Source organism: Actinomadura sp. NAK00032, from assembly GCF_013364275.1.
In the GTDB taxonomy this organism is placed as follows: domain Bacteria; phylum Actinomycetota; class Actinomycetes; order Streptosporangiales; family Streptosporangiaceae; genus Spirillospora.
This window is the reverse complement of sequence record NZ_CP054932.1, coordinates 7,072,621-7,098,111: the sequence shown is the minus strand read 5'-3', so window position 1 is coordinate 7,098,111 and position 25,491 is coordinate 7,072,621. Positions and strand designations below refer to the sequence as shown.

The following is a 25,491-nucleotide window of genomic DNA, read 5'->3' as shown; positions in this document are numbered from 1 at the left end:
GCCCCTGGGGAGGTTCTCATGGCGAGAGCGCAGGAACCGGAGACGATAATCGGGCCTCGGTCCGGGGCGCGGTCGACCGCGCCCGCCGAGGCGACACACCCGCCGAACCCGCCGAATCCGGCGGCCCCGCCGACCCCGGCGGAGGCCGTCTGATGCGACAGGTCCTGCTCCTGAACGCGACGTACGAACCACTCACCACGCTGCCGCTGCGGCGGGCGGTCTGCCTCGTGCTCCGGGAGAAGGCCGAGATCGTCCATCACGACACCACGGGCGCGGTGCTGCATTCGGCCACGATGGCGGTCGAGGTGCCGTCGGTGATCCGGCTGCGCCGCTACGTGCGCATCCCGTTCCGCACCCGCGTGCCCCTGACCCGGGCCGCGCTGATGCGCCGCGACAACTTCCGCTGCGTCTACTGCGGGCGCCGCGCCGAGACCATCGACCACGTCCATCCGCGCAGCCGCGGCGGCAAGCACGTGTGGGAGAACTGCGTCGCCTCCTGCATGACCTGCAACCACCGCAAAGCCGACCGGCTGCTGTCGGAGATCGGCTGGACGCTCCCCGTGCCGCCCGCCGTGCCGCGCGGCGCGCACTGGCGGCTCATCGGCCTCGTCCAGGACGGCGACCCCCAGTGGGCCGCCTACGTCTCCGAACCGGCGGCCTGACCGGCGGCCCGCCGCGCGGCGGCCCCGCTCCCCGGCGACCACGTATCCTGGGGCCGTGCCTCGCTATGACTACCGCTGCCGCGCGTGCGGATCGACCTTCGAGGTCTCCCGCCCGATGATCAACGCGTCCGACCCGGCCCCGTGCCCGGACGGCCACGACGACACGGTCAAGCTGCTGTCCACGGTCGCCGTCACCGGCACCTCCCGCGGCACGGCGCCGCCGCCCAAGCCCGCCGGCGGAGGCGGCTGCTGCGGCGGAGGCTGCTGCTCCTAGCCGTGCTGGGCGGCGCGCATCGCCCGCCCGGTCGCCGCGGGGTCGTAGCCCGGCGGGACGCCCGGCAGCAGCACGGCGGTGCCCGGGACGTGGTCGGTGCGCATGGGGAGGATCGCCTGGTAGGCGTCCGACTCGTACCAGCCGCGCGCCCTGTCCATGTCGGGGAACGCGATCAGGACGTAGCCGCCCTCGACCGTCCCCTCCACTACCTCGGGGTTCGCGCCGTGCACGAGGAAGCGGCCGCCGAACGGGTCCATGGTGTCCTGGATGCGCTCGATATAGGTGAACACGTCGTCGTGCAGCGGCGGCTGCGGGCGCAGGTGGGCGAGGGCGTAGGCGGTCATCGCTGACTCCTTCGGCGGTGGGCGCCGGGCTGGTCTCGCCCGGCATCCACCACTGTGCCGGAGCCGGGGAACGGGAGCGATTACCCGCCAGGTAATGCGCCGCGCCCCCGCCCCCCGCCTCGCTCAGCTGTTGGGGAGGCGGTCGAGCTGCGAGACGTCGCGGGCGGCGCCGGTCGAGGCGGACGTCGCCATCGCGGCGTAGGCGCGCAGCGCGGCGCTGACCGGGCGGTCGCGGTCGCGGGGCCGGTAGCCGCCGAGGTCGGCGAGCAGCTTCTCGCGGCGGATCTCCAGCTCGTCCGCCGGGACGTCCAGCTCCAGGACGCGGTTCGGGATGTCGATGACGACGCGGTCGCCGTCCTCGACGAGGGCGATGATCCCGCCGCCCGCCGCCTCCGGGGAGGCGTGCCCGATGGACAGCCCGGACGTCCCGCCGGAGAACCGGCCGTCGGTGATCAGCGCGCACGCCTTGCCGAGCCCGCGGCCCTTGAGGAAGCTCGTCGGGTACAGCATCTCCTGCATGCCGGGCCCGCCCTTCGGGCCCTCGTAGCGGATCACGACGACGTCACCGGGCGTGACCCGGCCGGCGAGGATGCCCTCGACGGCGTCGTCCTGCGACTCGAAGACGACGGCCGGGCCGGTGAAGGTCCACAGCTCCTCCTCGACGCCGGCGGTCTTCACGATCGCGCCGTCGGGGGCGATGTTGCCGCGCAGGACGGCGAGCCCGCCGTCGGCGGTGTAGGCGTGCTCGACGGAGCGGATGCAGCCGTTCTCGCGGTCGAGGTCGAGGGTCTCCCAGCGGGCGCTCTGCGAGAAGGCCGAGGTGCTGCGGACGCCGCCGGGCGCCGCGTGGAACATCTCGACGGCCTCGGGCAGGACGCCGGGGGAGCGGACGTCCCACTTGGCGACGAACTCCTCCAGCGACGCGGAGTGGATCGAGTGCGCGGAGCCGTGCAGCAGCCCGCCCCGGTGCAGCTCGCCGAGCAGGGCGGGGATGCCGCCGGCGCGGTGGCAGTCCTCGACGTGGTACTTGGCGGTCGCCGGGGCCAGCTTGCAGATGCACGGGACGCGGCGCGACACCGCGTCGATCTCGGAAAGCCCGAACTCGGCGCGCGCCTCGGTGGCGGCGGCGAGCAGGTGCAGGATCGTGTTGGTCGAGCCGCCCATCGCGACGTCCAGCACCATGGCGTTCTCGAACGCCTCGGGGGTGGCGATGTTCAGCGGCAGGACGGACTCGTCGTCGCCGTCGTAGTACCGCTTGGCGATCTCGACGACGGTGCGGCCGGCGTCCTCGTAGAGGCGGCGGCGGGCGGTGTGGGTGGCGAGGACGGTGCCGTTGCCGGGCAGCGCCAGCCCGATCGCCTCGGTGAGGCAGTTCATCGAGTTCGCCGTGAACATGCCGGAGCAGGACCCGCAGGTCGGGCAGGCGGACTCCTCCATCTCCAGCAGCTTGTCGTCGGCGATCGAGACGTCCGCGGAGGCGATCATCGGGTCGATCAGGTCGAGCTTGTTGCCGCCCATGACGCCCTCGACCGGCTTGCCGGCCTCCATCGGGCCGCCGGAGACGAACACGGTCGGGATGTTCAGCCGCAGCGCCGCCAGCAGCATGCCCGGGGTGATCTTGTCGCAGTTGGAGACGCAGATGAGGGCGTCGGCGCAGTGCGCGTTGACCATGTACTCGACGGCGTCGGCGATCAGCTCGCGGGACGGCAGCGAGTACAGCATGCCGCCGTGGCCCATCGCGATGCCGTCGTCCACGGCGATGGTGTTGAACTCGCGGGGCACGCCGCCGGCCTCGCGGACCGCGCCCGCGACGACCTTGCCGACCTCGTCCAGGTGGACGTGGCCCGGCACGAACTGGGTGAAGCTGTTGGCCACCGCGACGATCGGCTTGCCGAAGTCCTCGCGTTCGACGCCGCTGGCGCGCATGAGGGCGCGGGCGCCCGCCATGTTCCTGCCGTGCGTGACCGTGCGTGACCTGAGCGGTGGCATCGTGACCTCTCCAAACCTGTGGCGTGCGGGACGACGGGCCGCGCGTGGTTCGGCGTGGCGGGGCGGGTCGCCTTCTGGAAGCGTGCTCGCAGCGGCGGATCGCGGCGCTGCCGCCGGCTCAGCGGAGGTCGCGCGCGGGCCGGCCCGTGACCACCGATGCTACCAACCGGGGAGCGGGCATGAGAAAAGCCGGGACGCGGACGTCCCGGCGGGCTCGCCGTCGAGCCTCTGGGGCGGGCGGCCCGGGGAAGCAGGCCGCCCTCGGCCTCAGTCGGGGTACTTCGGCGGCAGGGCCTTCTCCGCCGCCTGGAAGATGCGCTGCACGTCGCCGTCGGTGAGGATCTTCGGACGGCGCCGCAGGTAGGCGCGGGCCCGGTTGCCGGCGTAGACGTCGACGTCGCGCACCCGCATGACCTTCCACGGGATGGACGGCCCGTAGATCGCCACGGAGGCCTGCACCGGGACCTCGAAGCCGACCCGCTCGGCGAGGATGCTGCTGGCCATCTGGGCCTCCCAGCGCGCCTCGTCCAGCCGGTCCTTCTTGTTGAAGGGGCCGTGGAAGAGCTTGAGGTGGGACATGGTGCGCACGGGGAGGCGCTTGTCCCACTTCTCGGAGTCGATGGCGTAGACGCCGCTCGGCCCGATCACGAGGTGGTCGATCCGCCCGTCGCTGACGCCGTCGTCGTCGCGGGGGACGGCCCGCGCGTGCAGCACGAGGTACCCGTTGCGCTGCAGGGACTTCAGCTGCTTCTCGGTGCGCCGTTCGGCGGCCGAGGACTTCTGCCAGGCGGTGACGGAGGAGCTCCGGCGGGACGTGCGGACGACGTCGCCGACGACCACCAGCACCGCGACGGCGACGCCCAGCCGCCAGCTCGACAGGACCATGACGGCGGCGCCCGCGACGACGGCCGCGCCGGCCCGCCACGCCCAGCGGCGGATCCGGGGGTCGTCGAGCGGCGCCGCGGCGGTGCGCTCGCCCTCCTCCGGGCGCTCGGTCACCGGCGCCGGGTGATAGTGCTCACGCGCTTGCTCCGACCGTGCCTCCACCGGCCGCGACTCCTCGGACTCGGCCCGGGGCTGGCCCCGGGCGCCCTGCGTGTTGCCCCGCTCCGTGATCGCCATGAGTGACGCTCCGTATTCCTTTCCCCTCGGGGGCATGATCCTCCGTGCGCAGAGTAATCATCCGGCCGGTCGGCGACTAGTCATGCGGGGTTAATAGTTTTGTCGCCCTCGGGACAGTGAGTAACTTACGCGACGGACGGGTAGGCCGATACTCTTCTCCTTCCTCCGCCTTTACGTCCCTGCCCTCTTTGATGCCCGCGCACACGGCGTCTAGCGTTCCGATTCGTGACACAAACCCATGACCTGAGCGCCACCCAGATGGCCGCCGCCGTGCGCACGAGGGAAGTATCCCCGGTCGAGCTCGCCGACCACTATCTGGCCCGTATCGACCGGCTGAACGAGCAGGTCGGCGCCTACGTGACCGTGACCGCCGACCGCGCCCGCGAGGAGGCCCGCCGCGCCGAGAAGGCGGTGCTGGAGGCGGCCGACCCGGCGGACCTGCCGCCGCTGCACGGCGTGCCGGTCCCGATCAAGGACCTGAACATGGTCAACGGCGTCCGGATGACGTTCGGCTCGGCGGTGTACGCCGACCTGACCGGGTTCGCCGACGACCATGTGGTCACCAAGCTGGCGCAAGCGGGGTCCGTGCTGCTGGGCAAGACGACGACGCCCGAGTTCGGGCTGCCCTGCTATACGGAGGGTGACGTCGCGCCCCCGGCCCGCACGCCCTGGGACCTCACCCGGTCGGCGGGCGGCTCGTCGGGCGGCGCGGCGGCGGCGGTCGCGTCCGGGCTGGCGCCGATCGCGCAGGGCAGCGACGGCGGCGGCTCGATCCGGATCCCGAGCAGCGCCTGCGGCCTGTTCGGGATCAAGCCGACCCGCGGCCGGGTGTCGGCGGGGCCGATCGTCCCCGACCTGTTCGGGCTGTCGACCAACGGCCCCATCGCCCGGACCGTCCGTGACGCGGCCCTCATGCTGGACCTGATGGCCGGCCACATGCCGGGCGACCTGTACCGGGCGCCGCAGGCCGACGGGCCGTTCCTGGCGCACGCCGACCGGGCGCCGGGCCGGCTGCGCATCGCGCGGAGCATGCAGCCCCCGGTGCCGGGCGTCGAGGTCCACCCCGACTGCGCCGCCGCCTACGAGGACGCTTCGGCGCTGCTGGAGGAGCTGGGCCACGAGGTCGTCGACCTGCCGGAGGTGCTCGGCGCCGACCTGCTCCCGCACTTCGCGACGCTGTGGGGCGTGATGGCGACGATGACGCCCGTCCCGGAGGGGAGCGAGCACCTGCTCCAGCCGCTGAGCCGCTGGCTGCGCGGGCTCGGCGAGGCCACCACGGCGCCGCAGCTGATGCAGTCGCACGCCGCGCTGCAGGGCGCGCTGCGCGCCGCGTTCCCGATCACGGACGGGTTCGACGCCATCCTGCACCCGACGCTCGCGTCGCCGCCCGTCCCCGTCGGCCACTTCCACGGGCAGGAGCCGGAGGAGAACTTCCGGCGGCAGACCAACTTCACCCCGTTCACGGCCGTCTACAACGTCTCGGGGCAGCCGGCGGTGAACGTCCCGCTGCACTGGAACGACGAGGGGCTGCCCATCGGGGTCATGCTGGCCGGGCGGCTCGGCGGCGAGGGCACGCTGATCTCGCTGTCCGCGCAGCTGGAGGAGGCCCGCCCCTGGATCGGGCGCACGCCGGAGATCTGGACGGCGTGACGGCGCCCGCACCGGGCATGGTGCAGGCGTGGGCGACGACGAACTGATCAGGCTGGCCGGGCACCACGGCGTCGCGACGCGGTACGCCGACTGGCGCGGCCGGGAGGCGGCGGTCGCGCCGGACACGCTCGTCGCCGTCCTGGCGGCGCTCGGAGTGGACGCCTCCACCCCGGGCGCCGCCAGGGCGGGGCTGGAACGCGTGCGGGCCCCCGCGCGGAGGCTGCCGCCGGTCGTGGTCGTCCGCCACGGCGACGGCCCGCCGGACTTCCCGGGCGCGAGCGTCGAACTGGCGACCGGCGAGACCGTCCCGCCGACGGCGCGGCTGCCGCTCGGCTGGCACCGGCTGCACGCCGGTGCCGAGAGCGCGCCGCTGCTGGTGGCGCCGCGCCGGCTGCGCACCCCCGACCGGGTGTGGGGGCTCACCGTCCAGCTGTACTCGGTGCGCTCCCGCGCGTCGTGGGGGATCGGCGACCTGCGCGACCTGGCCGACCTCGCCGCGTGGAGCGGCCGCGCGCGGGGCGCCGGATTCGCGCTGATCAACCCGCTGCACGCGGCCGAGCCCGTCCCGCCGGTCGGCGCGTCCCCGTACTCGCCGATGAGCCGCCGCTTCACCGCCCCCATCTACCTGCGCGTCGAGGACCTCCCCGAGTACGCGGCGCTGCCGCCCGAGGACCGCGCGGGCCTGCGCGCGCTCGCCGAACCGCTGCGCATCCCCGGCGGCGCCATCGACCGCGACGCCGTCTGGTCGGCCAAGCTCCAGGCGCTCGAACTGCTGCACCGAGTCCCGCGCGGCACCGCGGCCCAGCGCGGCTACGACGCGTTCCGCGCCCGCGAGGGCCGGGCCCTCACCGCGTTCGCGACCTGGTGCGCGCTCACCGAGAAGCACGGCCCCGACTGGCGCCGCTGGCCCGCGGAACTCCACGACGCCGGCGGCCGGGCCGTCGCCGACGAGGCGGCCCGGCTCGCCCCGCGCGTCGACTTCCACGCCTGGCTGCAATGGCGCCTGGACGGCCAGCTGGCGGCCGCCCAGCGGGCCGCGTCCGACGCCGGGATGCCGGTCGGGATCGTCCACGACCTGGCGGTCGGGGTCGCGCACGGCAGCGCCGACACCTGGATCCACCGCGACCTGTTCGCGCCCGGCATGAGCGTCGGGGCGCCGCCGGACGAGTTCAACCAGCGCGGCCAGGACTGGGGCCAGCCGCCCTGGCACCCGCACCGCCTCGCCGGCGCCGCCTACGCCCCGTTCCGGGAGATGCTCGCCGCCGCGTTCCGGCACGGCGGCGGGCTGCGCCTCGACCACGCGATGCAGCTGTCGCGCCTGTGGTGGGTGCCCGAAGGCGGGTCACCGGCCGACGGCACCTACGTCCGCTACGACCGGGACGCGCTCCTCGGCTGCCTGGCCTGGGAGGCCGAGCGGGCGGGCGCCGTCGTGGTCGGCGAGGACCTCGGCACCGTCGAACCCGACTTCCGGGACGACCTGGCCGACCGCGGCATGCTCGGCACGTCCCTCCTCTGGTTCGAGCGCGACGCCGCGGGACGTCCCAAGCCCCCGGCCGAGTGGCGCGAGCTGTCCCTGGCCACGGTCGGCACCCACGACATGCCGCCCATCACCGGCTTCGTGCACGGCGACCACATCGCGCTCCGCGACCGCCTCGGCCTGCTGACGCGGCCCCGCGCCGAAGAGGAGGCCGACCACCGCCGCCAGCTGGCCGACTGGCTGGCGCTCCTCCACGAGGACGGCCTGCTGCCCGCGCCCGCCGCCGAGGTCATGCAGGCCCTCGCGGAAGGCGCGACCACCTACGACCAGCAGATCGTGGACGCCCTGCACGCCTTCCTCGCCCGCACCCCGGCCCGCCTCAGGGGGATCTCGTTGGCGGACGCCGTCGGCGAGCGCCGCACCCAGAACCAGCCGGGCACCACCGACGAGTACCCCAACTGGCGTGTACCGCTGGCAGGCTCCGACGGCCTGCCCGTCCTCCTGGAGGACCTTCAGGAGAGCGCAGACGCGATGCGCTTCGTCACGTCGTAAAGGAGCGTGTCGGGGCGCAGATCGGTCGCGGCGATGGCGGAGAACAGTTCGGGCAGGCCGCGCAGGGGGTAGGAGCCGCCGACGTCCGCCAGCGCCTTGTGCCCCAGCGGATGGCGTGAAAGCGACTTGCGCGCGCGCGTCCACGCCGCCTGGACCTCCTCCGGCGACGGGACGCCGAACCCGTGGCCGACCGGCGCCGCATGGCGGAGCTTCACCAGCGCCCCGTCGGTGAACTCCACGGCGAGCGTGCACCGCTCGGTGAGGTCGGCGCGGACCGGGTCGTCCAGGCGCGTCATGACCGAGCAGGGCGTCCGGCAGCGGGCCGCGCAGTCGCCCAGCGCGGACGCCACCTGGCTGTGCTGCCGGTCGAGGTAGGCGCGCCAGCCGGGCCCCGGCTCCTTCGCGACGCGGAGCGTCCGCTCGCAGGCGGAGCGCTCCGGCCGGGTGTGGTCGCACATCCGCGGCGCGCCGGGCTCCACCGGCACCCCGAACCGGCTGCCCGCGCCGGTCACCGAGGCGCCGATGAGGGCCGGGTCGCCGGCGTGGCCGAGGACGGGCTCCCAGGCCAGCATCGGCAGGTACTCGGCGGCGATGTGGACGGCGGCGACCAGCGCGGCCATGTCGCGGCGCCGCCAGCGGATCTCGATGACCTCCAGCAGGAGGGAGTACGCGGGGCGCAGGCTGGCGAGGGCGCCGCGCGGGCGCTCCCGGGGCGCCTGCGGCATCCGGCTGGCGCGGGCCCGGTCCAGCAGGTCGGCCGGGACCTCGCCGGCCGCCTCCGGCATGCCGAAGTCCTCGGCGTCCAGGTCGAGGACGCGCTGGCCGAACGCGCACAGCGCCGCGACCGCCGCCGAGCCGCCGCCCGCCGCCGGCCCGCCCTGCGCGACCAGCGCCTCCAGGTCGCCGAACGCGTAGCGCCGAGCGAGCGCCGCCAGCACGTCCCTGGCCGTCTCCATCTCACCGTCCTCCAGCCCGGAAATCCCCCGCCCCGTGACCGTGCAACGATCCCACGGTCACGGGGCGGGTGGACAGCCTCAGGCGGACAGCCTCAGGTGGACAGCCTCAGGCGGACGGGCTCAGGCGGACGCCGCGTCCTTCGCGCGGGCGCGCAGCGCGCGGGCGACGCCGTCGCGGCCCTCCGACAGCAGCCGGGCGAGGGCCGCCGGCGGGTGCTGCTCGGCGATGTAGGCCTCGGTCCGGTCAATGGTGGACTGCTCGATCACCAGGAACGGGTAGGCGACCTCGGCGAACGTCTGCGACATGTCGCTCGTCCACTCCTTCCACACCCGGCCGACCTCGGCGAAGTACCGGTCGACGTAGGGCAGGAGCAGTTCGGCCTGGTCGGGCTCGACGAACCCGCCGAGCGTCGACCGGTAGACGGCGTTCGGCAGCTCGCCCGACACGATCCGCTCCCACGCGGACGCCTTCGCCGCCGTGGTCGGGATCGCGGCCTTGCAGGCGGCGGCGTGCCGCTCGCCCGCGGCGGTGCGGTCCCGCTCGTGCTCGGCGTCGATCTCGGCCTCGCCCGCCCGCCCGGTGACGACGAGGCGGCGCAGCAGCGCCCAGCGCAGGTCGGTGTCGACCGTGAGGCCGACGAGCTTCTGCGAGCCGTCCAGCAGGCCCTGGACGAACGCCAGGTGCTCGTCGGACACGGCCGACGCGGTGAACGCCTGCGTGTAGGCGAGCTGGAGGTCCGAGCCGGGCTCGGCCTCGCGCGCCAGGTCGGCGAGCGTGCCGGCGAGCAGGGCGAGGCCCTCCGTGCGCCACGCCGGGTCGGCGTACTGCTGGACGGCGGTGCGCGCCTGCCGCAGCAGCGTCTGCGTGACCGAGATGTCGGTGACGCCGCGGATGCCCTTGGCGACGAGCCGGACGTAGTCGCGGGTGGCCATCTCGGCGTCGCGGGTCATGTCCCACGCCGCCGACCAGCACAGCGCGCGCGGCAGGCTCTCCCTGATGTCGCCGATGTGCTCGATGAGCGTCTTCTGGGAGTGCTCGTCCAGCCGGATCTTGGCGTAGGTGAGGTCGTCGTCGTTGACCAGGACGAGGTCGGGCCGCTTCTGGCCGACGAGCTGCGGGACCTCGGTGCGGGCGCCGACCACGTCCAGCTCGACCCGCTCGCGCCGCACGAGGCCGTCGGCAGTGCGGTCGTACAGCCCGATCGCGAGGCGGTGCGAACGCAGCGTCGGGTAGTCGGCCTTGGCCTCCTGCAGAACGGTGAACGACGTGAAGTTGCCGTCGCCGTCCAGCTCGTACTCGGGCCGCATCGTGTTGACGCCGGCCGTCTCCAGCCACTCCTTCGACCAGGACGCGAGGTCGCGGCCGGAGGTCTCCTCAAGCGCGCCCAGCAGGTCCGCCAGGACGGTGTTGCCCCACGCGTGGCGGTCGAAGTACCGGCGGACGCCCTCCAGGAAGTTGTCGAGGCCGACATAGGCCACGAGCTGCTTCAGGACGGACGCGCCCTTGGCGTAGGTGATGCCGTCGAAGTTGACCTCCACCGCGCGGATGTCGGGGATGTCGGCGGAGATCGGGTGCGTGGACGGCAGCTGGTCCTGCCGGTACGCCCACGCCTTCTCCAGGTTCGCGAACGTCGTCCACGACCCCGTCCACTTGGTGGCCTCGGCCTGGCACAGGACGCTCATGTACGTGGCGAACGACTCGTTCAGCCACAGGTCGTCCCACCAGCGCATGGTCACGAGGTCGCCGAACCACATGTGCGCCATCTCGTGCAGGATCGTCTCGGCGCGGCGCTCGTAGGCGGCGTCGGTGACCCGCGACCGGAAGACGTAGTCCTCCAGGAACGTCACGGCGCCCGCGTTCTCCATCGCGCCCGCGTTGAACTCGGGCACGAACAGCTGGTCGTACTTGGTGAACGGGTACGGGCGGCCGAAGACCTTCTCGAAGTAGGCGAAGCCCTGGCGGGTCACGTCCACGATGGCGGGGGCGTCCAGGTGCTCGGCCAGCGACGACCGGCAGTACACGCCGAGGGGGATGACGGTGCCGTCCTCGCGGCGGTACTCGTCCCGGACGACGTGGTACGGCCCGGCGATGAGCGCGGTGATGTAGGTGGAGATCTGCGGCGTCGGCAGGAAGTGCCACGTGCCGCCCTCCGCCGACTCGGCGGGCTCGTTGGTGACGACCTCCCAGTCCTGCGGCGCCTTCACGGTCAGCTCGAAGGTCGCCTTGAGGTCGGGCTGGTCGAAGCAGGTGAACATGCGGTGCGCGTCGGCCGTCTCGAACTGGCTGTAGAGGTACACGCCGTCGTCCACGGGGTCGACGAACCGGTGCAGGCCCTCGCCCGACCGCGAGTACTCGCAGTCGGCGACGACGCGCAGCTCGTTCTCCGCGGCGAGGCCGGGCAACGGCACGCGCCCCTGCCCGGCGTCATAGGACGAGGGGTCGAGGGCCTTGCCGTTCAGCGTGACCTCCCGCACGACGGCGCCGTGCAGGTCGATGAACGTGGACGCGCCCGTCTCGGCGCTGCCGAACCTGACCACAGTGGTGGACGCGAACCGCTCCGCGCCCGTCGTGAGGTCCAGTTCCACCGTGTACGACTCGACGGTGAGCAGCCGGGCCCGTTCCCGCGCCTCGTCGCGCGTGAGGTTGCCTGCCACATGTACTCCTTGGTCGGCTTAATCGCTTGGTGAAGTCATGTCTACCAACCGGACGCCGTCCCGGTCCGCCCGCCACGGCCTAGAGGGGGGCTTCGATAGCCTCCCCCCGCCGGGAATCGGGGAGGGGATGCCCTGGTTGTCGCGTAAAGCAGTTCTTTCACGCTCTAGGAGACGACGTTGGCTGAGAACGCACCCACACCGGTGGACTTCTGGTTCGACCCGCTGTGCCCTTGGGCGTGGATCACGTCCCGCTGGATCCTGGAAGTGGAGAAGCTGCGCCCGATCGAGGTGCGCTGGCACGTGATGAGCCTGGCCGTCCTCAACGAGGACAAGGACATCCCGGAGGACTACCGGCGGATGCTCGCCGACGCGTGGGGCCCGGTGCGCGTGTGCATCGCCGCCGAGCAGAAGTACGGGCCGGAGGTGCTCGGCCGCCTCTACACCGAGATGGGCACGCGCCGCCACCACGAGCGGCAGACGCTCGACCGCGCGTTCGCCGAGGCGGCGCTGACCGCGGCCGGCCTGGACCCGGCGCTCGCGGACGCCGCCGACTCCACCGCCTACGACGAGGCCCTGCGCGCGTCCCACAAGGACGGCATCGACCGCGTCGGCCAGGAGGTCGGCACGCCCGTCATCGAGGTCGAGGGCAGCGCCTTCTTCGGCCCGGTCGTCACCCCGATCCCGCGCGGCGAGGCGGCAGTCAAACTCTGGGACGGCGTCGTCGCCGTCGCGAGCACGCCCGGCTTCTTCGAACTCAAGCGAACGAGGACGGTCGACCCGATTTTCGACTGACCGGGGCCGGAACCCGGCGGGGTTGCCCGCGAGTGACAGCCGCCTTGCTATTGCGACCGTATTGCAACTACTAGGTGTGTGCCGTCAAACTGGGCCTATCGCTCGCAACAGGTAGGACGGTGGGAGACGTGCACGTACCGGACGGTTTCATCGATGCTCCGGTGTCCGTCGCGACCGGCGCGGTCGCGGTGGCCGGGGTCGCGGTGGCGCTGCGCGGCGCCCGGCGGGAGCTGGACGACCGGACCGCGCCGCTCGCCGGCCTGACCGCCGCGTTCGTGTTCGCGGCGCAGATGCTGAACTTCCCGGTCGCGTCCGGGACGAGCGGCCATCTGCTCGGCGGCACGCTCGCGGCGATCCTCGTCGGGCCCTACACCGGGGTGCTGTGCGTCTCGGTCGTCCTGCTGATGCAGGCGCTGCTGTTCGCGGACGGCGGCCTCACCGCGCTCGGCACCAACATCACCACGATGGCGCTCGTCACGGTCGTCGTGGGGTACGGGCTGTTCCGGTTGCTGCTGCGCGTGCTGCCCGAGTCGCGGACGTCGGTGTCGGTGTCGGCGTTCATCGCCGCCGTCGTGTCCGTGCCCGCCGCCGCCGTCGCCTTCACCGCGATCTACGCGGTCGGCGGGACGGCGGACGTGTCGATCGGCAAGGTCGCCACCGCGATGATCGGCGTGCACGTGCTCATCGGCATCGGCGAGGCGCTGATCACCGCGGTGACCGTGTCGAGCGTGCTCGCCGTCCGCCCCGACCTCGTGTACGGGGCGCGCGGGCTGCTGAAGCCGCTGGAACTGCGCACCGGCGCCGAGCAGGGGGCGGACGGCCCGGCCGAGCCGTCCCGCGCCTGAGAGGGGAACTCACATGACCACCAAGCGCTTCTTCGCCGGGTTCCTGCTCGTCTCGCTCGTCCTCGCGGGCATCGTCAGCTACTACGCCTCCGCCAGTCCCGACGGCCTGGAGAAGGTCGCCGAGGACAAGGGCATCAGCGCCAAGGAGAAGGACCACTCGCTCAAGGACTCCCCGTTCGGCGACTACGGGGTGAAGGGCATCGAGAACGCGCGGCTGTCCGGCGGGCTGTCGGGAGTGGTCGGCGTCGGCGCCGTCCTGCTCGTCGGCGGCGGGCTGTTCTGGGCCGTCCGGCGGCGCGGCGCGCCCGCCGCCCGCGACGCCGGTCGGGACGAGGCCGCGCCGTCCGAGCCGGCGCGGAAGGGCTGATGGGCGCCGGGCACGCGCACCGGCTCTACCTGCCGGGCACGTCGCCGGTGCACCGGCTGCCGCCGCAGTGCAAGCTCGTCGCCGTCCTGGCGTTCGTGCTGCTCGTCGTCGCCACGCCGCGCGAGCGCATCTGGGCGTTCGGCGTCTACGCGCTGCTGCTCGCCGCCGTGGCCGCCGCCGCCCGCGTGCCGTTCCGGACGGTGGCGCGGCGCGTCGTCATCGAGGTGCCGTTCGTCGCGTTCGCCTTCCTCATGCCGTTCGTCGCGGAGGGCGAGAAGGTCGCCGTGCTGGGGCTGCGGCTGAGCGAGAGCGGGCTGTGGGGGGCCTGGAACATCCTCGCCAAGGGCACCCTCGGCGTCGTCGCGTCGATCCTGCTGGCCGCGACCACCGAGCCGAGGCTGCTGCTGCTCGGCATCGAGCGGCTGCGGATGCCGCAGCTCATCACGCAGATCGCCACGTTCATGCTGCGCTACGGCGACGTCGTCACCGCGGAACTGGGCCGGATGAGGACGGCCCGCGCGTCGCGCGGCTTCGAGGCGCGCGACATCCGCGCGACGGGCGTGCTCGCCAAGTCGGTGGGCGCGCTGTTCCTGCGCTCCTACGAGCGGGGCGAGCGCGTCCACCTGGCCATGCTGAGCCGCGGCTACGACGGCCGGATGCCCGTCCTGCACGACGTCGGCGCGACCACCGCGCAGTGGAGCGCCGCCGCCGCGCTGCCGCTGGCCGCGGCGCTCGTCGCGCTGGCTGCTTGGATGGTGCCATGACCCCGTCCCTTGAGGTGAAGGGCCTGGCGTACGCCTACCCCGACGGCACGCAGGCCCTGTTCGGCGTCGACCTGACGATCGGGCGCGGCGAGCGCGTCGCGCTGCTCGGGCCGAACGGCGCCGGGAAGACCACGCTCGTCCTGCACCTGAACGGGATCCTGCACGGCGGCCTGGGCGAGGTCAGGGTCGGCGGCCTCGCGGTCGACCCGAAGGACAAGAAGGCGCTGCGGGAGATCCGGCGCCGCGTCGGCATCGTCTTCCAGGACCCCGACGACCAGCTGTTCATGCCGACCGTCCGGGAGGACGTCGCGTTCGGGCCCGCCAACCTCGGCATGCGCGGCACCGAACTGGACGGCCGCGTCACGGCCGCCCTGGAGCGCGTCGGCATGGCGCACGCCGCCGACCGGCCGCCGCAGCACCTCAGCTTCGGCCAGCGCCGCCGCGTCGCCGTCGCGACCGTGCTGGCGATGGAACCGGAGATCCTGGTGCTGGACGAGCCGTCCTCGAACCTGGACCCGGCGAGCCGCCGGGAGCTGGCCGAGATCCTGCTGAGCCTGGACGTGACGGTCCTGATGGTCACGCACGACCTGCCGTACGCGGCGGAGCTGTGCCCGCGCTCGGTCATCCTGTCCGGCGGCGTCATCGCGGCCGACCGCCCCACCCGCGACCTCCTCGTGGACGCGGACGAACTCGCCGCGCACCGCCTCGAGCTCCCCTTCGGCTTCGACCCGGCCGCCGCGCTCCGCTGACCGGGGTTCGTTCATCGGTTACGGCCTGTTCGGCCGTTCCGCTTGCCTCACCGCCCGCCCTTCGCAAGACTCGGTTGTGACGACACTGGTAACGGTTTTCATACCCGAAATGAGGCATTCGTGAAGGTTGCGTTCGTCGGCAAGGGCGGCAGCGGCAAGACCACCCTGTCGTCGCTGTTCGTCCGGCACCTGGCCGGGCGCGGGCTGCCGGTGGTGGCCATCGACGCCGACATCAACCAGCACCTCGGGGTCGCGCTCGGCCTGGACGAGGCCCGCGCCGCCAAGATCCCGGCGCTCGGCGACCGGCTCACCGAGATCAAGGAGCATCTGCGCGGCGGCAACCCGCGCATCTCCTCCGCCGCCGCGATGGCCAAGACCACTCCGCCCGGCGCCGGGTCGCGGCTGCTGCGGTTCCGCGGCGACGACCCGGTCCACGAGGCCGGGCAGGAGGTGGACGGCGTCACGCTGCTGGCCACCGGCCCGTTCAACGACGACGATCTCGGCGTGGCCTGCTACCACTCCAAGACCGGCGCGGTGGAGCTCTACCTCAACCACCTCGTGGACGGGCCGGGCGAGTACGTCGTCGTCGACATGACCGCCGGCGCCGACACGTTCGCGTCCGGGCTGTTCACGCGGTTCGACCTGATGTTCCTGGTCGCCGAGCCCACCCGCAAGGGCGTCGGCGTCTACCGGCAGTACACCGAGTACGCCCGCGACTACGACGTCGCCATCCGCGTCGTCGGCAACAAGGTCCAGTCCGAGGACGACGTCGCCTACCTGCGCGAGCACGTCGGCGACGACCTGCTGACGTGGCTCGGCCAGTCCGCGGCCGTCCGGGCGCTGGAGCAGGGCCGGCACGGCGTCGCGCTGGAGGACGGCAACACCGCCGCGCTCGACCGCATGCGCGCCGAGGTCGACGGCCGCGCCCAGGACTGGGCGAAGTTCCGCCGCCAGGGCGTGGAGTTCCACGTGAAGAACGCGCGGAGCTGGGCCAGCCGGGCGGCCGGGGAGGACCTCGAGGCGCAGGTCGACCCCGGCTTCCGCTTCCCCGCCGAGGCACCGGGCGCCTACGCGGGGTGACGCCGGGCCTACCGCCGCGCCGCGATCGGCACTAACCTAGCCCGCCATGACGATGCGGCGGATGCTGGTCATGGCGGGCGGCGCGGTGGTTCCCATCGCCCTCATCTCGATCCTCCTCGGCAACCAGTGGGTGGTCGACGCGATCAACGAGACCGGGATCCACTACGACGAGGGGATCGCGCCGCCGCTGTACTGGCTGCTCTATCCGAGCTGGCGGCTGACCGCCGGGGACGCCACCTGGAAGTTCCTGGTGGCGGTCGACCTCGGCACGATCCTGTTCTTCGTCCTGCTGATCCTGCTCGCCGTGGCGGGCGCCCGCGCCGTCGACCCGCAGCGCGGCGCGCTCGGCGCGGCGGTGACCGGCTGGTGGGCCACGGTCGTCGCGGGCGGCGTGGCCGGGCTGTTCGACGGGATCCTGATCAACTGGGCGCTGGACCTGCCGGACGGCGCCGGCCCCAACGTGTTCAACTCGGTGACGCACGGCGCGTCCTTCGGGTTCGGCTACGGCTGGCTCGCCGGGCTCGGCATGCTGCTGGGCTTCGTCATGTCGCGCGGACGCGGCGCGGGGGCGCAGCAGCAGCCCGGCGGCCCGTACGCGCAGCAGCAGGCCGGCCCGTACGCCCAGCAGCCCTACGGTCAGCCGATGGCGCCCATGCAGCAGCAGCCCATGCAGCAGCCGATGCAGCAGCAGGCCGCGCCGTACGTCCCGCCGCAGGGGCAGCCGCAGCAGCCCTGGGGCGGCGTCCCGCAGCAGCCCATGCAGCAGTACCCGCAGCAGCAGGCCCCGCAGCCGTACGGGGCGGCGCCGATGCCGCCGCAGCCGCCCGCCCAGCAGCCGCCGCAGGCCCAGCAGCCGTCCGTCCCGCAGCAGCCGTCCGCGCCGCCGCCCGAGCAGGCCGCTCCGGCCGAGCAGGCGCCTCCGGCGGCCGCCGAGGCACCGGCCGAGCCCGAGCAGGACGCCCCCAAGGACACGCCTGAGAAGGCGTCCGACGACGCGGCCGACTCCGACGACCTGAACCTCGCCGACCGGACGATCGTCGACCGCAAGCGGGACGGCGGCGACTCCTGACCCGGCGGCTGACCCGGCGGCCCGACCCGGGCGCGGGCACCGCGCGGCGGCCTGCGAGAATTTCCGCATGCGCGTGTTTCTTGGATCCGACCATGCCGGCTTCGAGCTGAAGGAGCACCTGGTCTCCTGGCTGAAGCAGAACGGGCACGAGGCCGTCGACTGCGGCGCGTTCGTGTACGACGCCGTGGACGACTACCCGCCGTTCGTCCTGCGCGCCGCCGAGCGGACGGTCGCGGAGCCGGGGACGCTCGGCATCGTCATCGGCGGCTCCGGCAACGGCGAGGCGATCGCGGCCAACAAGGTCAAGGGCGTCCGCGCCGCGCTGGTCTGGAGCGAGGACACCGCGACCCTCGCCCGCGAGCACAACGACGCCAACGTCATCGCGCTGGGCGCCCGCCAGCACGACCCGGCCACCGCGACCCGGTTCGTCGAGCTGTTCCTCGGCACGGCCTACTCCAAGGAGCCGCGCCACACCCGCCGCATCAGGATGCTCGGCGCCTACGAGCACACGGGCGAACTCCCCCCGCTCCCGCGCGAGGGCTGACACCCGCGTCCCGCGCCCGAGCGGACGCCGCGCGCCGCGCGAGGGCCGGGGCCGGCGTCCCGAGGGGGCGCCGGTCAGCGGCCGTTCTCGGGCGGGCGCCCGTTCTCGGACGGGCGGCGGGCGGCGGCGCCGCGCTTGCCCTGGCGGCGCCGCTCGTTCTTGGCGGCCTTCGTGCGCCGGGCGGGTTCGGCGGGCTTGCCGGGGCCCGGCCCGGCCGCTGCGGGCGGCGGTTCCGCGCCCTCGGGGCGGGGGCTCGAGACGTCCCGCGCCCGCATCGCCGCGTCGATCGTGATCCGCATGCCGGGCTGGACCATGCGCCCGCTCCTCTCGCCGCGGCCCCGCGCTGACGGGGCCCCGCCATCACCGGGACCCTGCCACCACCGGGGCACCATGTGTCCCCGGGGTGACACATACCCAGATAAAACCGTCGTGGACCGTTACAAGGAGTCACCGGTGCCCCGGATACCGACCGTCCGGGGTGATTGCTCGATACAGTGCCGGAGTCATGCTTCAACGACTGGTGCAGCTGCTGCCGCCGCGGGTGCGGGCCGTCCTGCGGCGGATCCCGCTGCTCGTGGCGCTCTACCGGTGGGCCAGGCAGGGCAAGCTGACCCGGGAGCGGTACGTCTTCGCGGTGCTCGCGGCCGGCGCGATCGCGATCGGCCTCGCCACCACCAGTGACTCGCGCGGGCTGGCCCCGTCCGGCGCGCTGGTGCTGATCGTGCTCGGCGGCGGGCTGCTGCTGAAGGTGCGCAGCCTGCTCGCGCTGCTCGGCGTCGTCGTCGCCATGGTGACCTACAACGCCTGGCAGGACGTGGCCGCCATCGGCCCCGGCATGATCGCCACGCTGACCATCACCGCGGTGCTCGCGCTCACCCTGGCCCGGACGCGGCAGCAGCTCGGCGTGCAGGGCCTGCGCGGCGACTCGATGCTGCTGGAGCTGCGCGACCGGCTGCGGCGGCAGGGCGAGATGCCCGAGCTGCCGGACGGCTGGTCCTCGCAGGTCGTGATGCTGCAGGCCGGCGGGTCCTCGTTCGGCGGCGACTTCGTCGTCTCGTCCTGCGACGACGGCCGGCTGGAGGTCGCGCTCGTCGACGTGTCCGGGAAGGGCACCGACGCGGGGACCCGGGCGCTGATGCTGTCGGGCGCGTTCGGCGGCCTCCTTGGATCGGTCCAGACCGACCGCTTCCTGCCCGCCTGCAACGCCTACCTGCAGCGCCAGCGCTGGGACGAGGGGTTCGTCACGGCCGTGCACGTCGTCGTCGACCTGAAGTCGGGGGAGTACACGGTCGAGTCGGCGGGGCACCCGCCGGCGGTGCAGTTCGACGCCAGCCGCGGCGACTGGCGGGTCAGCTCCGCCAAGGGCGTCGTGCTCGGCGTCGTGCCCGACCTGAACTGCGTCCCGGAGCGGGGCACGCTGCGGCCGGGCGACGCGCTCCTGCTCTACACCGACGGGCTGGTGGAGTCGCCCGGCAGCGATCTGGACGCCGGCATCGACCGGCTGCTCGGGGAGGCGGAGCGGCTCGTCCCGCAGGGGTTCGGCAGCGGCGCGCGGGAACTGGTCGAGCGGATGGCGGCGGCCCGCGACGACGACTGCGCGCTCGTGCTGATCTGGCGTACCTGACCGCTCAGCCGCGCTTGTGGCGTCCGGCGTGCCTGCCCTTGTGCCCGCCGTGCCGCGCCTTGTGCTTCGCCCTGTGCGTCGCCTTGTGCGTCCTCGCCGGGACGCTCGTCGTCGCCGGCGTCGACCGGACGTGGGGTGACGGCGCGGCCGGTGCGTCGCCCCGGCCCTGCGCGAGCCCCGCGATGATGGCGCCGACCAGGACGGTGCCCGCGGCGGCGCCGACACCCGCCAGGAACCGGGTCCGGGTGGACGGCGCGGTATCGGCCATGCCGGGCGGCGTGAACTCCCTGGTGTCGGCCCCGGCCCGGTCCGCCGGACGGGACCGGCCCGCCGGGGCGGGCGTGCGGCGCGGGCGCGGCGGCGGGCCCGCGTCCGGCCAGCCGCCGACGTGCGGCTGCGCCTGCGGCTGCTCGACGAGGGCGAGCAGCAGGTCGGACGCCGTGGGACGGGCGGCGGGGTCGGGCGCGAGCGCGGCCCGGACGGCCGGGACGAGCGGCTCCGGCAGCCCGTCCAGGTCGGGCTCCCCGGTGCGCAGCGTCGCGGGGTCGCCGCCGATCGGCATCTGGCCGGTCCCGGCGTGGGCGATGAGGCAGCCCCAGGCGAAGATGTCGGCGGCCGGGGTCGCGGGCCCGCCGACGAGCACCTCGGGCGCCATCCAGCCGGGGGTGCCGAGCACCTGCCCGGACGGTCCGGGCGCGGCCGCCGAGTCCGGCCCGCTGGCGATGCCGAAGTCGATGACGCGGCAGCCCGACAGCGTCAGCATCACGTTGGCGGGCTTGAGGTCGCGGTGCACGAGCCCGGCGGCGTGGATCGCGGCGAGCGCGGACGCGACGCCGACGGCGACGCCGTGCAGGTCGGCGGGCGGCAGCGGCCCGTCGTGGACGAGCCGGTCGTGCAGCGAGACGCCGCCGACGTAGTCGGTGACGAGGTAGGGCCGCCCGTCCTCCTCGCCGTGCGCGAGGACCCGCGCGGTGCAGAACGACGCGACCCGGCTCGCGAGGTACGCCTCGTCCTTGAACCTGCGGCGGTAGACGGGGTCGACGGCGAGATGCGGATGGATCGTCTTCACCGCGACGCGGCCCCCGGACTCGGGGTCGGCGCCGAGGTAGACCGTTCCCATGCCGCCCGACCCGAGCCGGCCGAGCAGCGGATGCCCGGCGACCTGGCGCGGGTCGGCGGGTTCGAGCGGCCTGATGTCTCCGTCCATGCGATGTACCCGGCCCCCCTCAGGTTTCCTCGCTCCCTCAGGTGTCTCGGGTCCGTCCATCCCCGTTCGAAGGCAGATTATGGCCCCTTCCAGCAGGAAGTACGGAAACGTGATCGTCATGTCGATGTAGCACCGCGTGCACCGGAGGCGTGCAGAGTAGAGGGAAGACGGTGCCCGCGCGGACGGCTCCCCAGGGGTGGGAGGCGCCGTCCGCGCGGGCGCCGGTCCCGCTCCGCGGTGAGGTTTCGCCGCGGACCGGCCAGGTAAGAACCACTTCTGCGTCAACCCCCCGGCGCCGGGACGCGGCGCGTACGGCGGCCAGGTCGCGGTCCGGCACGCCCCGCTCGCGGTCCGGCACGGACCACGAGCCGCGAGGGGGAGGGGCGCCGGGTGCGGAGACTCGGGGGCTGGCTGTCGCCGTCGCGCTGGTCGGTGCGCACCCGCGTGAGCGCCATCGCCACCCTCATCGTGGGGCTGCTCATGGTCGTCGGCGTCGTGCTCTTCTACCAGGCCGTGCGGTACACGGTGTTCCAGGGGCTGCGGGAGCGGGGCGGCTTCGTCGCCGCCGACCTCGCCACCATCGTCCGCACGAGCGACCCGCGCGGCACCCTGCACGTCAGCGACCCCGACTTCACGCTCCTGCAGATCGTGAGCGGCGAGGGCGGCGTCCTCGCGGCGAGCGAGTCCATGCGCGGACGCGGCCCGCTGCGGGTGCCGGCCCCGCCGGTGCCGGGCCGCCGCGAGTACAGCACCGTCGAGATGCGCGGCAAGGGCGGCGTCTACTTCGTCGCCGAGCGGCTGCGGACCCCCGATGGCGAGCGGATCCTCTACGCCGGCGCGCCCATCACCGAGTTCACCCGGTACCGGGGGCTGTTCACGGCGCTGCTCGCGCTGTCGGTGCTCGTCGCGACCGCCGCGGTCGGCTGGGTCGTGTCGCTGGCGGTGCGGCGGGCGCTGCGGCCGGTGCGGGTGATGAGCGCGGAGCTGGCGGAGATCACCGGCGGCGAGCACGACCGGCGGGTCAGCGTGCCGAGCCCGAACGACGAGGTGTCCGACCTCGCGGAGTCGGTCAACGTGACGCTGAACCGGCTGGCGGACGTCATGGCCCGGCAGCGCGCGTTCGTCGCGGACGTCTCGCACGAGCTGCGCAGCCCGCTGACCGGGCTGCGCGCCCAGCTGGAGGTCGCGCTGGAGCATCCCGAGGACGAGGACTGGCCCGCGGTCGCGCGGGCGGCGCTCCGGGACGCGGGCCGGCTGCAGGGCATCGTCAGCGACCTGCTCATCATGGCGAAGCTCGGCGCCGGCGTGCAGGTCGAGCGGGAGCGGGTCGACCTCGGCGCGCTGGTGCGGGGCGAGGCGGGCGGCCGGTCGCGGCGGGTCCCGGTGGAGGTCGACACCGCCGAGGGCGTCGTGGTGCGGGCCGCCCCGCACCACCTGGTGCGGGTGCTGACGAACCTGCTCGACAACGCCGAGCGGCACGCGCGGTCGCGGGTACGGGTGACGGTGGCGGCGGACGGGCCGGACGCCGTGCTGGAGGTCCGCGACGACGGCGCGGGCATCCCCCCGGCGGATCGCGAGCGCGTCTTCCGGCGGTTCCAGCGGCTGCCCGAGGCCCGGGCGCGCGACGCCACCGGCACCGGGCTCGGCCTGACGATCTCCCGCGACATCGCCCGCGCGCACGACGGCACGCTCGTCGCCGCCGACAGCGACGAGGGCGCCCGGTTCGTGCTGCGGATCCCGCTGGCCGAGCCGTAGCCGCTACGCGAGCGGCGGCCGGCGCGCCGCGTGCCGGGTCGCCTGCTCGAACGCGTGCCCGAGCCGCAGGACGTCGAGGTCGGCGCGGTGCGGGCCGACGATCTGCAGCCCGACCGGCAGCCCGCCGGGCCCGGCCGAGGTGAACCCGGCGGGCACCGACAGCGCGGGGCAGCCGGTCGCCGAGACGAGGAAGCAGGAGCGCATCCACTCCAGGTAGTCGGGCATGGGCCGCCCCGCGACCTCGTCCGGGTACTCCAGACCGGCGTCGAACGGCGGTACCTGGCTGACCGGCAGGAGCAGCGCGTCGTACCGCTCGAAGAACTCCCGGACGCGGTGGAACAGCGCGGTGTGCAGCATCTCGGCCCGTCCGAGGTCGGCGCCGGTGAGGGACCGCCCGGCCTCGATGTTCGCCGCGAGGGACGGCTTGAAGTCGGCGGGCCGCTCGTCCAGCAGGGGGCGCAGGGCGATGTCCCAGTGCCAGGCCCGCAGCGTCCGGAACGCCTCGTCGGCGCCGGAGAGGTCGGGGCAGGCCTCCTCGACCGCGCAGCCCAGCTCCTCGAACACCTTCACGGCGGGTTCGAGGACGGCGGTGACGGCCGGGTCGACGGGGACCGTCCCGCCGAGGTCGGGGGACCAGGCGACGCGGAGCCCGGCGGGGTCCCGGTCGAGCGGCCCGGCGAACGCCGCGCCGGGCGTGTCCAGCGCGATGGGGCTGCGCGGGTCGGGGCCGGCGAGCACCGACAGCAGCAGCGCCGCGTCGGCGACCTCGCGGGCCATCGGGCCCTGGACGCTCATCGTCGACCAGCCCGCCGGCACCGGCCACGACGGCACCCGGCCGGGCGACGGGCGGAACCCGACGACGTTGCAGAACGACGCCGGGTTGCGCAGCGAGCCGCCCATGTCGCTGCCGTCGGCGAGCGGATGCATCCCGCACGCGAGCGCCGCCGCCGCGCCGCCGCTGCTGCCGCCCGCCGCGCGGGAGAGGTCGTAGGGGTTTCGGGTCAGCCCGAAGACCGGGTTGAAGGTGTGCGACCCGGCGGCGAACTCCGGCACGTTCGTCTTGCCGAGCGTGATGGCGCCGGCGGCGCGCATGCGCTCGACGACCAGCTCGTCCCGGTCCGGCACGTGGTCGGCGAAGATCGGCGACCCGGAGGTGGTGCGGACGCCGGCGGTGGCGTGCGTGTCCTTGTGGGCGACGGGCAGGCCGTGCAGGGGGCCGGGCGGTGCCCCGCCGGCGAGCCGCTCGTCGGCGTCGCGGGCATGCTCCGTCGCCCGCTCGGCGACCAGCGTGACGATGGCGTTGACCTGCGGGTTCGTCCGCTCGATCCGGTCGAGGTGGGCTTGCAGGACCTCCCGTGCCGACAGCTCGCGGGCGCGGATCCGGCGCGCCAGCTCGCGGGCGGGCGCGAAGCAGATCTCCTCGGACACGTGGCCTCCCCTTCCGCCGGGTTCCTCCCAGTGTCCACCCCCGGATGCCGGATGGCCCGCCCCTGCGGTCATGATGCTGGGAAGACCGAGGGAAGGGGCCGCGTGACGGAACGTGTCGGCGCCCGCGAGCTGCTGCGCCGCGTGCTGGACGGCGGCTGGACGTCCTGGGACGCGCCGCCCGCCGCCGCGCCCCCGCCCGGCTCGCGCTACGCCCGGGACCTCGCCGCCGCCCGCGAGCGCAGCGGCGGCGACGAGGCCGTCCGTACCGGGGAGGGGCTGCTGGGCGGCCGCCGGGTGGCGTTCGTCGTGTCGGAGTTCGGCTTCCTCGCCGGCTCGATCGGCCGCGCCACCGCCGACCGGATCGTCGCCGCCGTCGAGCGCGCCACCGCCGAGCGGCTGCCGCTGCTCGCCGCGCCGGCCTCGGGCGGCACCCGCATGCAGGAGGGGACGGCCGCGTTCGTGCAGATGGCGCGTATCACCGCGGCCGTCGCGGCGCACCGCGCCGCCGGGCTGCCGTACCTGGTCTACCTGCGCCATCCCACGACCGGCGGGGTGTTCGCCTCGTGGGGGTCGCTCGGCCACGTGACGGCCGCCGAGCCCGGCGCGCTGATCGGCTTCCTCGGCCCGCGCGTGTACGAGGGCCTGCACGGCGAGCCGTTCCCGCCCGGCGTGCAGGTCGCCGAGAACCTCGCCGCCAAGGGGCTGCTGGACGCCGTGGTCGGCATCGACGACCTCGCGGAGGTGGCGTCGCGGGCGCTGAACGTCCTGTGCGGCCGGCCGCCGTCGGCGCCGGTGCCCCCGCCCTCTGCCGGGCCGCCGCCGGACGGGACGGCGTGGGACGCGATCGAGCGGTCCCGCCGCCCCGGCCGCCCGGGCGTCCGCGAACTGCTCCGGCACGGCGCCGCCGACGTCACGCTCCTGTCGGGCACCGGGCAGGGCGAGGCCGACCCCGGCCTCATGCTCGCCCTCGCCCGGTTCGGCGCGGCGCCGTGCGTCCTGGTCGGCCAGGACCGGCGCAGCCAGCGCACCGGCCACCCGCTCGGCCCGGCCGGGCTGCGGGTCGCGCGGCGCGGCATGCGGCTCGCCGCCCAGCTCGGCCTGCCGCTGGTGACCGTGGTCGACACGCCGGGCGCCGTGCTGTCGGCGGACGCGGAGGAGGGCGGCCTCGCCGGCGAGATCGCCCGCTGCCTCGCCGACCTGATCACGCTGCCCGCGCCGACCCTGTGCCTGCTGCTCGGCGAGGGGACGGGCGGCGCCGCGCTGGCGCTGCTGCCCGCCGACCGCGTCCTGGTGGCCCGGCACGGGTGGCTGGCCCCGCTTCCGCCCGAGGGCGCGTCGGTGATCGTCCACCGGACTCCGGAGCGCGCGGCGGAGATGGCGGAGACGCAGGGCGTCCGCGCGGCGGACCTGCTGCGCGACGGCACCGCCGACGTCCTGGTCGACGAGCGCCCGGACGCCGCCGACGAGCCGGAGGCGTTCTGCCGCCGCGCCGCCGCCGCGATCGAGTCGGGGCTGTCCGGCCTGGCACCGGGCGGGCCCGCCGCCCGCCAGGCCCGTTACCGGTGACCTGTCCGGGGAAGTACCCG

Annotated in this window: 23 protein-coding genes; 15 read left to right on the top strand and 8 right to left on the bottom strand. The window is 74.4% G+C overall.

Features of this window, described 5'->3' with window-relative positions; translation table 11 throughout:
* Positions 1-152: 152 nt before the first annotated feature.
* Both HUT06_RS32395 and HUT06_RS32390 read left to right on the top strand, forming a co-directional pair.
* Positions 153-662 carry an HNH endonuclease gene (locus HUT06_RS32395; protein ID WP_176199172.1) on the top strand — a complete coding sequence of 170 codons (510 nt, stop codon included), beginning with the start codon at positions 153-155 and terminating at the stop codon, positions 660-662.
* Positions 663-717: 55 nt separating this feature from the next.
* Complete coding sequence (locus HUT06_RS32390; RefSeq protein ID WP_138635566.1) at positions 718-936, top strand: zinc ribbon domain-containing protein; 219 nt, start codon at positions 718-720, stop codon at positions 934-936.
* On the opposite strand, the gene HUT06_RS32385 is transcribed toward HUT06_RS32390, so the two are convergent.
* From HUT06_RS32385 to HUT06_RS32375, 3 genes are all read right to left on the bottom strand, one after another.
* The gene (locus HUT06_RS32385) at positions 933-1,280 is read right to left on the bottom strand and encodes a DUF1330 domain-containing protein (RefSeq protein ID WP_176199171.1); all 348 of its coding nucleotides are present in this window, start codon (positions 1,278-1,280) and stop codon (positions 933-935) included. The two genes, HUT06_RS32390 and HUT06_RS32385, sit on opposite strands and share 4 nt — an antisense overlap.
* A 123-nt stretch (positions 1,281-1,403) precedes the next feature.
* A complete protein-coding gene (ilvD, locus tag HUT06_RS32380; protein WP_176199170.1) occupies positions 1,404-3,269 on the bottom strand; it encodes a dihydroxy-acid dehydratase in 1,866 nt (621 codons plus the stop codon).
* Between the two features lie 267 nt (positions 3,270-3,536).
* Positions 3,537-4,391 carry a nuclease-related domain-containing protein gene (locus HUT06_RS32375; protein ID WP_176199169.1) on the bottom strand — a complete coding sequence of 285 codons (855 nt, stop codon included), beginning with the start codon at positions 4,389-4,391 and terminating at the stop codon, positions 3,537-3,539.
* Between the two features lie 225 nt (positions 4,392-4,616).
* Between HUT06_RS32375 and HUT06_RS32370 the strand changes: the two genes are divergently transcribed.
* Together HUT06_RS32370 and malQ are read left to right on the top strand one after the other, a co-directional pair.
* Positions 4,617-6,041: an amidase gene (locus HUT06_RS32370; protein ID WP_176199168.1), complete on the top strand. Its 1,425-nt coding sequence runs from the start codon at positions 4,617-4,619 to the stop codon at positions 6,039-6,041.
* Positions 6,042-6,069: 28 nt separating this feature from the next.
* On the top strand, positions 6,070-8,070 hold the full coding sequence (malQ, locus tag HUT06_RS32365; protein WP_176199167.1) for a 4-alpha-glucanotransferase: 2,001 nt from the start codon (positions 6,070-6,072) through the stop codon (positions 8,068-8,070).
* Here malQ and HUT06_RS32360 read toward each other — a convergent pair.
* Positions 8,031-9,026, bottom strand: coding sequence for a hypothetical protein (locus HUT06_RS32360; RefSeq protein WP_176199166.1), 996 nt, complete (start codon positions 9,024-9,026; stop codon positions 8,031-8,033). The two genes, malQ and HUT06_RS32360, sit on opposite strands and share 40 nt — an antisense overlap.
* Before the next feature lie 120 nt (positions 9,027-9,146).
* Entirely contained in the window at positions 9,147-11,681 is a 2,535-nt protein-coding gene (pepN, locus tag HUT06_RS32355) for an aminopeptidase N (protein ID WP_176199165.1), read from the bottom strand.
* A gap of 177 nt (positions 11,682-11,858) precedes the next feature.
* On the opposite strand from pepN, the gene HUT06_RS32350 reads away from it, so the two are divergent.
* From HUT06_RS32350 to HUT06_RS32320, 8 genes are all read left to right on the top strand, one after another.
* Positions 11,859-12,473: a DsbA family protein gene (locus HUT06_RS32350; RefSeq protein ID WP_176199164.1), complete on the top strand. Its 615-nt coding sequence runs from the start codon at positions 11,859-11,861 to the stop codon at positions 12,471-12,473.
* A gap of 128 nt (positions 12,474-12,601) precedes the next feature.
* Entirely contained in the window at positions 12,602-13,318 is a 717-nt protein-coding gene (locus tag HUT06_RS32345; RefSeq protein ID WP_217711555.1) for an energy-coupling factor ABC transporter permease, read from the top strand.
* Positions 13,319-13,331: 13 nt separating this feature from the next.
* A complete protein-coding gene (locus HUT06_RS44100) occupies positions 13,332-13,685 on the top strand; it encodes a PDGLE domain-containing protein (protein WP_217711554.1) in 354 nt (117 codons plus the stop codon).
* Positions 13,685-14,449, top strand: coding sequence for a cobalt ECF transporter T component CbiQ (gene cbiQ, locus HUT06_RS32340; RefSeq protein WP_176199163.1), 765 nt, complete (start codon positions 13,685-13,687; stop codon positions 14,447-14,449). Before HUT06_RS44100 ends, cbiQ begins: the two co-directional genes overlap by 1 nt.
* A complete protein-coding gene (locus HUT06_RS32335; protein WP_176199162.1) occupies positions 14,446-15,198 on the top strand; it encodes an energy-coupling factor ABC transporter ATP-binding protein in 753 nt (250 codons plus the stop codon). The genes cbiQ and HUT06_RS32335 overlap by 4 nt, the downstream gene beginning before the upstream one ends.
* A 120-nt stretch (positions 15,199-15,318) precedes the next feature.
* Positions 15,319-16,278, top strand: a complete 960-nt coding sequence (locus HUT06_RS32330; protein WP_176199161.1) for an ATP-binding protein — start codon at positions 15,319-15,321, stop codon at positions 16,276-16,278.
* 46 nt (positions 16,279-16,324) lie between these two features.
* The gene (locus HUT06_RS32325) at positions 16,325-17,347 is read left to right on the top strand and encodes a hypothetical protein (RefSeq protein ID WP_176199160.1); all 1,023 of its coding nucleotides are present in this window, start codon (positions 16,325-16,327) and stop codon (positions 17,345-17,347) included.
* Between the two features lie 67 nt (positions 17,348-17,414).
* The gene (locus tag HUT06_RS32320) at positions 17,415-17,891 is read left to right on the top strand and encodes a ribose-5-phosphate isomerase (protein ID WP_176199159.1); all 477 of its coding nucleotides are present in this window, start codon (positions 17,415-17,417) and stop codon (positions 17,889-17,891) included.
* 74 nt (positions 17,892-17,965) lie between these two features.
* On the opposite strand, the gene HUT06_RS32315 is transcribed toward HUT06_RS32320, so the two are convergent.
* The gene (locus tag HUT06_RS32315; RefSeq protein WP_176199158.1) at positions 17,966-18,205 is read right to left on the bottom strand and encodes a hypothetical protein; all 240 of its coding nucleotides are present in this window, start codon (positions 18,203-18,205) and stop codon (positions 17,966-17,968) included.
* Positions 18,206-18,396: 191 nt separating this feature from the next.
* Here HUT06_RS32315 and HUT06_RS32310 point away from each other — a divergent pair, with 191 nt between their 5' ends.
* The gene (locus HUT06_RS32310; RefSeq protein ID WP_176199157.1) at positions 18,397-19,515 is read left to right on the top strand and encodes a PP2C family protein-serine/threonine phosphatase; all 1,119 of its coding nucleotides are present in this window, start codon (positions 18,397-18,399) and stop codon (positions 19,513-19,515) included.
* A 4-nt stretch (positions 19,516-19,519) separates the two neighbouring features.
* On the opposite strand, the gene HUT06_RS32305 is transcribed toward HUT06_RS32310, so the two are convergent.
* Positions 19,520-20,722 carry a serine/threonine-protein kinase gene (locus HUT06_RS32305; RefSeq protein ID WP_176199156.1) on the bottom strand — a complete coding sequence of 401 codons (1,203 nt, stop codon included), beginning with the start codon at positions 20,720-20,722 and terminating at the stop codon, positions 19,520-19,522.
* A gap of 390 nt (positions 20,723-21,112) precedes the next feature.
* Between HUT06_RS32305 and HUT06_RS32300 the strand changes: the two genes are divergently transcribed.
* Positions 21,113-22,477 carry a HAMP domain-containing sensor histidine kinase gene (locus HUT06_RS32300; RefSeq protein WP_176199155.1) on the top strand — a complete coding sequence of 455 codons (1,365 nt, stop codon included), beginning with the start codon at positions 21,113-21,115 and terminating at the stop codon, positions 22,475-22,477.
* Positions 22,478-22,480: 3 nt separating this feature from the next.
* On the opposite strand, the gene HUT06_RS32295 is transcribed toward HUT06_RS32300, so the two are convergent.
* Entirely contained in the window at positions 22,481-23,905 is a 1,425-nt protein-coding gene (locus HUT06_RS32295; protein ID WP_254715493.1) for an amidase, read from the bottom strand.
* A 102-nt stretch (positions 23,906-24,007) separates the two neighbouring features.
* Here HUT06_RS32295 and HUT06_RS32290 point away from each other — a divergent pair, with 102 nt between their 5' ends.
* A complete protein-coding gene (locus HUT06_RS32290) occupies positions 24,008-25,471 on the top strand; it encodes an acetyl-CoA carboxylase carboxyltransferase subunit alpha/beta (protein WP_254715492.1) in 1,464 nt (487 codons plus the stop codon).
* Positions 25,472-25,491: the final 20 nt, after the last annotated feature.